Consider the following 13,280-nt stretch of genomic DNA (forward strand, 5'->3'; position numbering starts at 1 on the left):
CAATGGGGTGTCGTGATTTGTCAAAAACATGTCTTGTTTTGTCAATATTGTCAAGGCGACGTTTGCGAGAATCAGAATTAACATCGGCTGACTAATAACAAGAAGGACACTCAGATGACGATCAAACACTACGACATCATCATTATCGGTGCGGGGCTCTCCGGCATCGGCACGGCATGTCACATTGCCCGGGAACACCCCGGAAAGTCACTGGCGATTCTGGAACGCCGGGAAAATGTGGGTGGCACCTGGGACCTTTTCCGTTATCCCGGTATACGGTCCGACTCCGACATGGCGAGTTTCGGGTTTAACTTCAAACCCTGGTATTCCGACAACGTATTAGCCCAAGGCAGCGATATTCGTGAGTATGTGCGCGAAACTGCAGAAGCGTTCGGTTTGTACGAGAAGATCAAGTTTGGCTTAAAACTCAAGAACTCTGATTGGTCGACCAAAGATCAAAAGTGGACCGTCTCGTCTGCGCAGGAAGCGTCGGGGGAGGAGAAAGTATTTACCTGCAACTTCCTGGTTAACTGTGCCGGGTACTACAACTTCGATCAGGGTTACCGCCCAGGTTTTCCCAAGGAAGAAGTCTTTACCGGGGATATCGTTCACCCCCAGAGCTTGCCTGAAGGTTTCGATTATAGCGGTAAAAAAGTGGTGGTTATTGGCAGTGGCGCTACCGCAATAACATTGGTGCCTGCCATGGCGGATAAAGCTGCAAAAGTCACCATGCTGCAACGCTCACCCAGCTATATTATGTCCCTGCCAAACACCGACAAAATATCGATGGTGTTGAACAAAGTATTGCCAAAAGCCTGGGTGTTCAAACTGGCCCGCCGGCGCAACATTCTATTTCAACGCGCTCTTTACCTGGCTTGCCAGCGCTGGCCCAACGCGATGCGCAAGATGTTTTTGTCGCATATGTACAAACATGCCCCAAACGTCGATAAACGCCACCTTACACCTGAGTACATGCCTTGGGATCAGCGCTTGTGTGCTGCGCCAGATGGCGACTTTTTTGAAAGTTTGCGTTCAGGAAAGGCGGAGATTGTAACCGACCATATCGATCGCTTTGATGAAACGGGCATTGAGCTGAAATCTGGCCAGCATATCGAAGCAGATATTGTTGTTGCTGCAACAGGGTTGGAGGTTCAGTTGATGGGAGGCTCGACGCTCAGTATCGACAATGAGGAAGTGAATCTGCCCAAGAAAATGGCCTACAAAGGCATTCTTATTCAGGACGTGCCTAACTACGGCTGGATTTTCGGGTATACCAACGCGCCCTGGACACTCAAGTGCGATATTGGCGGGCGCTATTTGTGTCGACTGTTCGCCCACATGGACCAAACGGGAGTGTCAGTCGCCACAGCAGTCGACACAGGGAGTAACGCGACCGATGCCAGTGTGCTGGATGGGTTTGCACCAGGTTATATCGTACGGGCAATAGATAAAATGCCCCGGCAGGGTAAGGCGGATCCCTGGAGGATAACCATGCATTATGGCAAGGATAAAAAAATGCTGCTTAAAGATCCTGTGGATGATGGGATTTTGCAGTTTGAAACTGCGCCCTCTGCTTCATCCCGGGGGTCAGATCTACTTCAACAAGCCACCACGGCCTGAGCTGGTCGGCAGTCCGCACGTCGGAGGTTAATCGAATCGGGTGTCTATGCCCGCCAGAATCAGGTTCGATCTACTGGCGGCATTAGTCATCACCGCGAGCTCGTATTCGGCCAGTTTTTCGAACTGCTTGAGCGCCGTTTTCGGGACATCTGAAGCAGTAGGAATATCGGCTTTCAACGGGTTTACCGGTCTGTGGTTCATTTGCAGTTCGAAGTGCAAGTGAGGGCCGGTAATGCGGCCGGTGTTACCGGAAAGTGCGACTTTTTCACCACGCCGGACGTGCTGACCCTTTCGCACAAAGATTTTGTCCAGGTGCAGGTAGCGGGTTTTGTAGGCATTGCCGTGATTGATGTCGACATATTTGCCGGCATAGGGGTGATTGCCCACTCGCTCGACAACACCATCGCCGGTGCTCATGATTGGAGTACCGACAGGCGTGGCCAGGTCAACACCGTTGTGGGGCGAGATGCGGCCGGTAACGGGATGAAGCCGGTTCGGGTTGAACCGAGAGCTCACCCGAAAGGATTTGGCCGTAGGCAGGCGTCTGAATGCGGGCAAGACACTTTTGCCGTTCTGATCGTAATAGTTGCCGTCGTCGAAAAGGAACGCCGTGTGAGTCCGGTTGCGCCTTTCAAGCGACACCGCTTCAATGCGGGTTTTTCCGGTGCTTTCTGAGGCCGTCCTTTCATGACCGACAATGACCGCAAAGGTATCCCCAACCCTCAGTTCCCGTCTGAAATTGATCTGGTACTCAAGCAGTTGCTGGACTGACGCAATCTGTGTCGCGGAGAGCCCGGCATTCAGGGCTGACTGGTAAAAACTGCCTCGAATGGAACCCTTCAAGACTTCTGATACCCAGTGTGTATTTTGCACGGATTCCTGGTATTCGAACGTATCGCTGTCCACTCTGGTGTAGGCAAGAGAACGGGCGGGATCCAGATCCAGCGCCAATTGCTGGAATTCGCCCTGTTTACTGAATATCAGCTTGAGTTCTGTTCCCGGCCTGAGAGTTTCCAGCGCCAGATATTCCACATCGGCCTTCATGATACGGTGCAGGTCGGCTTGCGAGGCTCCGGCTTCGCTGAAAATGCTGCTGAGGCTATCTCCGGGCTGGACCGTATGTTGGACAATATTGGTTGACCGGGCCGGGTCCGGGGTGCCTGATTGTAACGGCTGACCTGTGGCCTGGGAGTCTGGCTGCTGCGCGAGATCTGCCAAATGGTTTACCGCTTCGGTACTCGGCAACTGAATACTTGTGGATGACTCACTCTGTGCCGACCAGACACTGGCCACCAGAATCAGTGATAACGCACCAGCTGATAAAACCACATGGGTTGGCGTAAACGTTCTTGAACGAATCATTAATAAGTTGTCTCTTGGCAGGTGTGCAGCCGTATTGATGTAACATCATAAAATAGTTAACCCAGAACATAAATTATTTCGGTTTTACTGTGGAGTTCTGACCATGGTACGAGCGGTTAATTGTTGAAATTGTTGACAGCCATTAGCGTTCAACCCAGCGCCGAACAAAATCCAATGCCGCGGGCGAAGGGTTGGCGTTTCGGATTCCCCGCACTTCGCCAATAACCCAGGTATTGTTCCGGTGCTCCAGTGAAATGGTCAGTCGTTCTGGCTCCATCATGCGGTAAATAAATACCTCGCCAAGCGCAACAAACGTATCGTAGCTCCCCACGCAGTGGTGCATAGACGAACCCTCGTCCAACAATTCCAGCCACGAAGCCAGAGGCTCGATGCCGTCGATGGCAGGTATGGGCGGTGCCGGATAATCTCCGTGCTCCTGCGTAAGTGCGGCGGCATGGGCGGCACGCTTGGCTTCAGAGCCCATGCTGTTAAAACGTTCAACCAACTGATCATGAAGCTCTTGCAGTTCCCGCCTTGAACTCACTCGCTGCAGCCTCTGTAAGTTGCCCGCTGCCATATTCAGCGTGTCGCGAATCATTCGGCATAGCCAGGTAATGTCCAAAGCAGACGAGTGTTTATCGACCAGGCACAGCATGCCCGGCCAAAGCGGTTGTCCTTGGCGGAGCAAAAAACGTAGGTGGTTCAGGTGCAGGTTCGGGTGGTGCCTGAGCAAAGCAAGAAACTCATGCTGAGCCAATGATCGGGTGACATCTTCAAGCTCCCAGGGGAGCAGAGGGGAGAGTTCCATCCGGTTAACCAGGCGAACCAGGGATTTTCTGGCCGGCAATTCGATCCGCTCAAGAATGGCCGTGCGCTTTAACGCTAACAATTGCTCAAACTCTTCAGGGGTGAGTGGCTGGCTGCGTGCATGGTTCACCAGAAGAATGAACAGAAGCGGAGAGCTTTCTGCCAGCTCGCGAGCAGCTTCCGACGCCGCGCAGGCCTGTGCAAGTTCGAAGTCCATCGCCGGCATTAAGCGGGTTACGGCCAGTATGTCTTCGGGTATGCCGTCTGAAACCCGCCTTCCCGTGTCATCTTCGAGCGTGAACAACGGCAGGCCTGGAGCTTCCAGAAAGCGACCCTCAGCCACGATGCCATCACCATTCCTGCTGAACCAACGCAGTGGCTTGGCAGATTGCCAGCTCTGGACAACCAACTGAATGGGGTAATTAAGGATGGCGCTGAGATCGAACACCACCTGGTTTTCTGAAGGAGCTGAATTTTTTAGTGCCGACTCAGTCATGAGTTCTCCCAGGCTCTGTGGCGCGAAATTAGGTTTTCTCACCATGCGTTCACTGGTTGAGATCATATAAGTTTATTGCGACAGATGGTGTCGCTTTCTCATTGCATAATACTCGTACCCAACAGGAGGGCCGTAGGAGCGCAAATCTCACACCACAACAAATCTCCAAAGCCCTGTTCCAAGCTGACCCCATGATTGATAACTTCAAAACCGATCTGGTGGTACGCGTAGCCGCCATTTCTCTCGCAGAAGTTCTCAAGGCTATGGGGTATCTAAAACCGACCTCTGCCAACCTCGAGCGCCTCCAGAACGTATTGGAAAGCCATGAATTTGGCCTGAATGACGGAGGCTACGACTTCAAGTTCAGCAGTGAAGGCTTTCTGAGAGCCCTGTGTGTGGTGCTTGGGATGGACATGGCGTTGACGGATCAGCGCATCACTCGTGTGACAAAGCGGCTCGCAGAGGAGAAGGCGGCCTTTCATCCTTGCCTCTGGGTTGATACTGGGTTCACGCGTAAAGGCCAGCCCCTGTTTGCGCTGGCAGCCTGTGAGCATCAAAGGTATTTGAATTTTGCAAAAGGTTTTTGGCGACTGCCGCTGGACAGACAATTGGGTCGTGCCCAGTGCATGGTTCGGGAACATGTCTTCGAAACCGGCGGAACCCTTGGAATCTGGGGAGAGATCAAGCAGTATTGGTTCTATTATAAAAAAGAAGCAGCCTATCTGTTAGCGCGCAACGGTGAAGTGATTGGAAACCGTGCGGGACCAGTGCCCAGCCAAGCCAAAGCAATTATGGCGTTGGATGTGATCTCACCGGAAACTCGCGAAGCCCCGCAATAATCGATGAGGGAAGAAGTATCGATGTATGACCTGATAGGCGATATCCGCGGCTATGCCAGTGAACTCAAAGCCCTGTTGGCCAAAATGGACTACCAGGAAATCAATGGCATTTGGCAGCATCCCGAGCGCAAAGTTATCTTCCTGGGCGACTTTGTAGACCGCGGTCCTGAGCAGGTAGAAACCGTTCAGATTGCCCGCAGCATGGTCGAGAGCGACAACGCACTGGCCGTAATGGGCAACCATGAATTTAACGCCGTTGCCTGGGCCACTCCAGACCCGAAAAATCCTGGTGATTACCTTCGCTCCCATACAGACAAGAATCAGGATCAGCATCAAGCGTTTCTGGATCAAGTAAGTGAGGGAAGTGATCTTCACCAGAGCATGGTTGAATGGTTTAAAACCCTGCCTGTTGGTCATTATTGGATGAGTGGAGAGCCTGTGCCTCTCAGCGACCATATCGCGTGCTTGGATTGCAGTGTTGTCGGTGAATCTATCTTAAAGAAAGATAAATCTTCCTGGGTAAAAATGCTCAAAATCAGGGCTTTAAAATTTGATTTTCTGATGCTTTTACACGAATTGACAGTATCCAAATTGCTGCTTACAACCCTAGCGGTTATAAGGTTAGGCAGTTTCGGAGAAACCGCTGCTGTAGCATATCAAAATTAGGCATTTGGGCAGATTCAAGGCCCACATTGAAAAATTGCTTGGTGGTGTTCGCAGATGGGAATGTGAGGTTCAGGTTGCAGGGTTGATTAGCTACGGTCAAGTAATGAGCGGAGTGATGATCCTCATTGTCCAGGGAGTTAGCGAAACATTGTTTGTTGGCCACAAGACCGATGTGAAAGCTTCCGATGGTCTCTATTGGGGGGGCAGCTCCTGAGGTATAGAAAGGTGATGAGCGCGCTATCGGTAACAGGTGCTTTGAATTGGATTAGGCATGGTTGCTGTTATCAAAAGTCTCCGTAGAAATGGTAACACTGCATTTGGCATCTAGTGGTATTGGAAAGAGGGAATATTAAGAGCGTGAGCGCCGTGACAGACTACAATATTTTAGACATTTTAGAGTTCGAGCCTGTCAGCAACAGGCTGCGCAATGCTTTGAACAGGGCCTATCAACGAGGCGATATGCCCTGCGATACAGTGTTAGAGTACAGTAAGACGAAAGATGAGACGATTCAGCGCCTTCACAGACTCCCAAGTATTGGCCAGAAAACGATAAACGAACTGATCGGCTTGCTTGACAAATATAGTCAGGACCTACCTGAAACTACCTCACCCGCTTCAGCTGAGCTCTCCATACCCGATGCACTTAAGAGCGTTAGTATTGTCACATTTATTAGGTCGATTAATTGCAGTGTGAGATTGGAAAATGCGTTAACTAGCTCGATTGAACGGCATGAATTCCGTGCCGAGACGTTGGGAGACCTAGACGGCAAGAGCGTTCATGTACTGAAGAGTGAACTGCATCGAGTACAAAACCTGGGCCGGAAATCTGTCGAAGAATTTTTAGACCTTTTGAGCACCATGTCCCCCGACTCGGCTAAAGGCATTGATTCCCAGATGGGGGATAAAGCAGGAGTTCATCCTCAGTCGAATACGGTTGACTGGGCGTCTGACTATCTACGCCTCCTTGAAAAAGAGCGCTATGGCGACATCACCGTGGCGGAGATTGTAAGAAAGACGCCCGGCCGCTCGAAGAGCGAAGAGAAACTTCTCAAGATAATTGATCAAGAATATACCGACACTCCGCTCTCCGAAGTATTAGCATCGAGCGGTGGTGAGCTGGATGAAATCTCTAGAACATTAATTAAGGATGAAAAGCTGTCACCACAGCTCGCGTCTTTAATCATGAATTTTTATAGATTTTTGTCGAGCAAGAATAATCAAAAATTTAGTCACGAAGAATATTTTGCAAACGACTTTTCTGGTCTCAATGAAAAGGAATCAAAAGTTCTGCTGTCACGATTTGGTACCGATAAGCTGACTCTTGAGCAGCTGGGGAAGGAACTTGGTGTTACCAGAGAGAGGATCCGACAAATAGAGTCGAAGGCCCTAACGAAATATATAAAGGCTAATCGAGTAGGGCTTTTACACCTATCTGAAAACTTAGAAAAATATGTTAAAGCATCAAAAGGTGTTTTATCTATTGATTTAATCAAGAACTTGTACGGAATTTCAAAACAAAAGCTTGAAGTTGCATTAAATCTTTTCGTACCTGAAAGCGATGAATCATGGCTTTCAAGAGACGGTGAGTACATTATCAGCAGCGATTTCAAAGGGCGTCAAGAGAAAATATTCGATAAAATTGAAGAGTCTATCTATATTCAGGCGGGGTGCGGTGGCAAAGTAACCGTTCAGGGAATAGATGGCGTCAACAGCCAAATCTCACGATATTTTTTATTTGTGAATCATAAAAAATTCTCCATGAGCGGTGATGGAGAGATTGAATTAGTCATTAGCTCCGCATCGGAGCGCGCCCGAATTGTTTTGGCCATTGCTGGTCAGCCAATCCATACCAGCGAAGCAACAAGGCTCTACAAAACTATTTTTAAGGAAGACATAGCCGAACACACGCTAGCAGCAACTTTAGGCAGGCTGTCGGACGGGTTAATTGTGGCGCCGGGAACCTATGCTTTATATTCGCATTTGAGGCTGAGTTCCGAAGACATCGATAGCGTAAGAGACGAAGCATACGAGGTCATACAAGGTGCAGGTCGTTACTTAAGTTCAAGAATAATTTTCGAAAATATCTGCCGAATAAGGCCAGATTTGAGACGAAAAGAGCCATATTTTAACTATCATCTGATGCTTGGGGTCCTTCAGGACGACGAAAGATATCAGACCAAAAGAGGGTTTATGGTTGGTCTGGCCTGCTTTGGGGATCATCTGCCGCTTGAAACGGAAGTCGAAGAATTGGTGGAAAAGCATGGACCGGTTTCTACCTCCGAGGTCATTGTCTTGCTTCGCCCAACCAGAGGCGAGTTAACCAATGGATCTGTAAGGAATACCTTGATTGCTTCTGATGAGATTTTCTTGACATCTGAACAAAGAAAATGGGATGTGGCAGAAAGAGTGTTCAACGACGCCTCAGATATCCGAAAGCTTCAAATCGCCATCAGAATGGCCGCGTACAGAAAAATGGTTGCGTTGTCGTCTGTTTATAATCGCATTAGGTCAACAGGCGTCAATTACGGGATTGGAACGATTCTTTCCGTTGTGTGGAAGGATCCGGAAACAAAGCGGGACGGTGATTATGTTGGCTTTTTTGGGACTGACGCCAAGATCGAAAGCTATTATGCGACAGGCGAGCCCATGACGTTTTCGCAACTGGATTACCGGAATTACACGGAAGATCGATCGATTGATACCGGAATTCTTGATGCCTTGGTAAATGAGTTCGATCTCAATGTTTAAAGATATCGACCTTCCGCTTTCGATCAATACCTCCTCAGAAGATCCAAACGTTCTATTTTTCGACCCCGTACTCAATTGCGCAGCAACTTATGATGTCGGCGTTGGATACTTTACATCCGGATGGATTGCAGACACCGCCCATGGAATATCTCGATTTGCTAAATCCCGGGGGAAGGCACGGTGGGTCGTCGGACACGAATTGCACGAAAAGGACCTAGACTCCATCGTAAATCCCAAGGCAGTGGCCGATAAGGAGTTTCAAGCGAAACGCATTTTTGAAGAAGATGTTGATGATGTTTTTTCTGCACTCAAAGAGAACGCCCGCTTGGTGCTGGCCTGGCTGATTCGCGACGGCATCGTAGAGCTTAGAATTGCGTTGCCCATCAATAAGCTTAGCGGTATCTATCATGCCAAGAATGGCATTTTTTCAGATGAGGCGGGTAATGAAATCGCCTTTAGCGGTTCGTACAATCTTACTTCAAGAGCTTCTTCAAATTGGGAAACCATTGAGATTTTTCGATCGTGGTCCAGTGAGGAAGGGCGCCAACGCTGCGCGTTGAAGAAGCAGGAGTTTGAGAGTATCTGGCAGAACAAAGATCCAAATTTACTCGTCGTTGGGCCATCACTGAAAACCCTGGAAAAAATCAAAGCCTACGCTGCCTCTGGCACTCGGCCCTACAGCCTGCCATCCAGCTCCCCGGCGGTACCCAGCGCCATCCAGGATGAGGAAGGCAAAATTCGGGGGTACCAGGAGCAAGCCATCAAGAGCTGGTTTTCCCATAATGGGCAAGGGCTTTTCTGCATGGCCACCGGGTCGGGCAAGACAATCACCGCCCTGACGGCTGCCACTAGATTGTTGCAGTTCATAAACAGTAAAGAATCCAACCTCGTCATTGTCATCACTGTCCCCTACGTCCATTTAGGTGAGCAGTGGGCGGACGAAACGGAATTCTTCGGTTATGAAGCGATTAAATGCTATGGGGGCAAAGGTAAGTGGTTGGATGACTTGCAGTCCAGCTACAACCAGCTGCTGTCTGGAGAAAGGGACTATCTATTGGCGATTGTGGTTAATGCCACCTTCAGCAACCGCGAGTTTCAATCTTTTCTTGACGGTGTTAGATCTAACTTACTGCTCGTGTCTGATGAAGTGCATAACATGGGCGCAGAAAATATCGTCCAGAAGTTGCCCCACCATGCGCGATTTAGAATCGGCTTGTCGGCGACGCCCATACGACACAATGACCCATTCGGCACCAAAGCAATCTTTGATTATTTTGGCGAACCTGTGATTAATTTCGATATCAAGGACGCCATCCAAGCCGGATTTTTGTGTAGGTACAACTACTATCCCGTCGTATGCGAATTGGACCAAGACGAACTTGAAGAATACGTGCTGTTAAGCAAAAAAATTGCTCGGCTGATGGCTATGAGCGACTCAGACGATTTTTCTACGAGCTTAAAATTGGAGCTTATTAAGAGGGCCAAGCTCACGGGAAGCAGTAGAGGCAAAAAAAGACAATTAAAAAAGCTGTTGGACGAGAATCAAGATAGAAAGCATACGCTTATCTACTCAAGCGAGGCTATCACTGATGGTGAAAAGGATATCGATAAGATCGTGCGCCTTGCTGGAAGGGAATGTGACTGGAAAGTCGCCAAGTTCACGGCCGAGGAAAGCAAAGAGCAAAGGTCCGAGATTTTGGAAAACTTTAAGTCGGGTGACATTGAGGGGATCGTGGCCATTAAGTGTCTTGATGAAGGCGTGGACATTCCTCAAACAAAAACAGCATACATCGTGGCGTCATCGACCAACCCTCGTCAATTCATACAGCGAAGAGGAAGGGTTCTAAGGCAATATCAAGGCAAGGGCATAGCTTCGATCTACGATTTCATCGCTATTCCTCCTTTGAACAAGCTAGGGGAGGACGCGGAAACGTTCAAAATAGAAAAAAGTATGGTTGAGAAGGAGCTTGAGAGAGTTAATGAATTTGCCGAAATTTCAGAAAATTATGGAGACACTTTGTCGGTGCTTAGAGAGATAAGAAAGAAACTCAAACTATTAGGTGTTTAGAATGAAGACTCCATCTGAAGTTATTCAGTCAGCCTCCCCAGAGGCACAGTCAGTCATAAATAAAGTCCTTAAAATTCAACAAGAAGGTAAGCACTACCGTGTTCTTCCAACGGACATGGAGCGAGACTTCTGCGAAAGAATCATCAAGGTGATTAAGGACGAAGTTAAGACATGAAAATAAAAACACTGACGATTAGAAACTTTCGGCAGTTCTTCGGCGAAGTGTCGATCAGCTTCTCAACCGACGAAAAGGCGAGTGTCACAGTCATTCACGGAGAAAACGGTGCCGGCAAAACATCCCTGCTAAACGCCTTTAAATGGGCGTTATACGGGACCACCGACTTCGATACTAACAATGAAAACCTGCTCAGTGAAAAGGCCATTGCGGAAGCTTCTCCGAACAGTACGATCGTTATGTCTGTGACGCTCGAGTTTGACGACGACGGGGCAACCTATACCGCCCATCGGGAGCATAAGTTTACCAAAGGCAACGGCTTGCACGCGGAATCATTAGGTCAATCCATGTTATCGCTTAGCTACATTGATTCAGCGGGTCTCTCCCATCGTTCCTCCAATCCTGGAAGCCAGCTTAACCAGATTTTGCCGGAAGATATGCATGGTTATTTTTTCTTTAACGGGGAAAGAATTGAAAAGCTCGCCTACAACAGTGCGTCAACACAGATCAGAGAAGCCATTAAGGGCTTGATGGGGCTGAATATTCTTGATCGTGCCGAAAGGCAATTAAAGAGCTCGGTAGTGCGGCATTTCAACAAAGAGGCCAAAGAGAGTTCCTCCGGCAATCTGGCAGCTCTTTACGACCAGCATTCATTGTTGACGGATCGAATCCAAGAAAAAGAAGAGCAGCTAAAAGGTTGGAAAAAGAACCACAGTGAAATTGAGTTAGATATAGAAGAAATTGATAAGCGTTTGGACTCTATCAAGGCTATTGCTGAAAAGCAGAAGTTGAGAAGAGAGCTAGAGGCGCAGATTGAGCAAATCAACAAGGATAAAGCCGCAGAATCGTTCTCCCTCAAAAAGAATGTATCAGAACGGGGTTTCTTGGCGTTCATTGATGCCCAACTGAACGATGTCAAGGACTATCTGGATGAAATGAGGATAAGGGGGGAGATGCCAAGCAAGGTGAAATCAACCTTTATTGATGACCTTATCGAGCTTGGTAAATGCATTTGTGGACAACCTCTGGAGCCAGGTAGTGACTGTGTAAAGACCTTGGAGTCTTACAAAACGACGATTCAGGACAATGGTGTGGAAGAACAGTTTATGGCCCTTTTCGGGGTCATGTCCCATTTGCAGTCCGAGCGAGAGGCATTGTTCTTAAGTATTCATGAGTCCATTAACAAACTAAAAGATCTTGCCGATCGACGAAAGCATCTGCTTGGCCGTATTGACGAATTGGGAGAGGAAATACTTGGTGTTGGTGATTCATCCGAGTTAGAGAGTCGGCGGGTGAAGTTAAAGGAAAATCGCAAGGAATTTAATGATAATTGCGCAGTAGGTCAGCATCAAAAATCTGAATGGGAAGACGAGGCCAAAGAAAAGGAAAAAGAAATAGAAAAAGAGCTTGCCAAAACTAATCAGGCTGATTTAAGCCAGAGAAGAAAACAGCTGGCCAAGGAAGTGGCAGATACCATTTCTGAGTTGCACGAGGCAATGGCGCATCAAGTCCGCACAGATCTGTCGGAAAAAGTCGATGGAACCTTCCAGAAAATAATGAGAAAAGACTATTGGGCGGAAATAGACGAGGACTTTACCCTAAAAATCTTTAAAAATATTGAAGGGCATGGTAAGCAGCCAGTTCTGGAGAAATCTACTGGCGAGAATCAAGTAACGAGTCTGTGCTTTATCAGTAGCATTGTTAACAGCGCCAAGGAAAAAGCGAATAATCCCGGCATTTTCCAGAAAGGCGGGGTTTATCCAATCGTTATGGACTCACCGTTTGGTGCGTTAGACCCGGAGTATCGTGAGAAAGTTGCGTCATTTATCCCCGCCTTGGCTGACCAAGTCATTGTTATGGTGTCGAAATCGCAATGGCGCGGTGAGGTAGAGAACGAGCTTTCAAAACGCCTGGGTAAGCAATACACGCTTAAATACCATAAACCTGACAAAGATGGTGATGAGAAGTTCGAGTACACAAACTTGGAGGAAGGATTTTATGGTTGATCGAGTCAGGAAGCCTGCAAAACATACCGATACCCTAAACTTCCTAAAAGACGATGTCGGAATCTTTGCCTCATATAAGGATGCCTTGGTGTTTGCCGCGGCACTTGGTTTTTCCAGAGGGAAGTCGGTCGAGTTCGACAAGTCGAGCGAACCCATTCCCTTGTCGGTTTTTCGTGGTGAATACGACGAAGCTTTTATGAATATCCTGGCACTTTTCGAGCATAAGGACTCTGGGTACCTAGAGCCGGAGGGTGAGAAGTTTGACGCGAAGATCAAACTCTTTGAGGAGTACGCGTGTGGGGGGCTCGAGATTATTAAAAATACCATTATCGACCCCGGGCTTGATGCCCAGGGCGAACTTATTCGTTTGATCTTAGATGAAGAGGCTAAACACACTATCATTGATGATATTACGGCGCTGGGTGCCTAGCTAGAACTTGGGATGGTCGACCGTCTGGAGCTGATTACGTAATAATTGCTCGTTCGCACCGCA

Annotated in this window: 8 protein-coding genes and 1 pseudogene; 7 read left to right on the forward strand and 2 right to left on the reverse strand. The window is 48.4% G+C overall.

Translation table 11 applies throughout. From position 1 onward, the window contains the following. Positions 1–114 precede the first annotated feature (114 nt). On the forward strand, positions 115–1,620 hold the full coding sequence (locus BUA49_RS13020) for a flavin-containing monooxygenase (protein WP_072798359.1): 1,506 nt from the start codon (positions 115–117) through the stop codon (positions 1,618–1,620). A 27-nt stretch (positions 1,621–1,647) separates the two neighbouring features. Here BUA49_RS13020 and BUA49_RS13025 read toward each other — a convergent pair whose 3' ends face one another. Together BUA49_RS13025 and BUA49_RS13030 are read right to left on the reverse strand one after the other, a co-directional pair. Beyond that, positions 1,648–2,982, reverse strand: a complete 1,335-nt coding sequence (locus tag BUA49_RS13025; protein ID WP_072798361.1) for a peptidoglycan DD-metalloendopeptidase family protein — start codon at positions 2,980–2,982, stop codon at positions 1,648–1,650. A gap of 142 nt (positions 2,983–3,124) precedes the next feature. Further along, entirely contained in the window at positions 3,125–4,285 is a 1,161-nt protein-coding gene (locus BUA49_RS13030) for a PcfJ domain-containing protein (protein WP_175547588.1), read from the reverse strand. Between the two features lie 191 nt (positions 4,286–4,476). Between BUA49_RS13030 and BUA49_RS13035 the strand changes: the two genes are divergently transcribed. The 6 genes and pseudogenes from BUA49_RS13035 to BUA49_RS13070 all read left to right on the forward strand — a co-directional run bounded on the left by BUA49_RS13035 (position 4,477) and on the right by BUA49_RS13070 (position 13,217). Beyond that, complete coding sequence (locus BUA49_RS13035; protein ID WP_072798365.1) at positions 4,477–5,124, forward strand: hypothetical protein; 648 nt, start codon at positions 4,477–4,479, stop codon at positions 5,122–5,124. Positions 5,125–5,145: 21 nt separating this feature from the next. After that, on the forward strand, positions 5,146–5,790 hold the full coding sequence (locus tag BUA49_RS17545; RefSeq protein ID WP_084063583.1) for a metallophosphoesterase: 645 nt from the start codon (positions 5,146–5,148) through the stop codon (positions 5,788–5,790). A 1,257-nt stretch (positions 5,791–7,047) separates the two neighbouring features. Further along, a pseudogene (locus BUA49_RS18060) lies at positions 7,048–7,185 on the forward strand (sigma factor-like helix-turn-helix DNA-binding protein); the annotation flags it as partial. A gap of 1,345 nt (positions 7,186–8,530) precedes the next feature. Continuing rightward, positions 8,531–10,606, forward strand: a complete 2,076-nt coding sequence (locus BUA49_RS13060) for a DEAD/DEAH box helicase family protein (protein WP_072798368.1) — start codon at positions 8,531–8,533, stop codon at positions 10,604–10,606. 171 nt (positions 10,607–10,777) lie between these two features. Next, a complete protein-coding gene (locus tag BUA49_RS13065) occupies positions 10,778–12,787 on the forward strand; it encodes an AAA family ATPase (RefSeq protein ID WP_072798369.1) in 2,010 nt (669 codons plus the stop codon). Then, positions 12,780–13,217, forward strand: coding sequence for a DNA phosphorothioation-associated protein 4 (locus tag BUA49_RS13070; protein WP_072798371.1), 438 nt, complete (start codon positions 12,780–12,782; stop codon positions 13,215–13,217). The genes BUA49_RS13065 and BUA49_RS13070 overlap by 8 nt, the downstream gene beginning before the upstream one ends. Positions 13,218–13,280: the final 63 nt, after the last annotated feature.

The sequence above is a fragment of the Marinobacter antarcticus genome (genome assembly GCF_900142385.1).
In the GTDB taxonomy this organism is placed as follows: domain Bacteria; phylum Pseudomonadota; class Gammaproteobacteria; order Pseudomonadales; family Oleiphilaceae; genus Marinobacter; species Marinobacter antarcticus.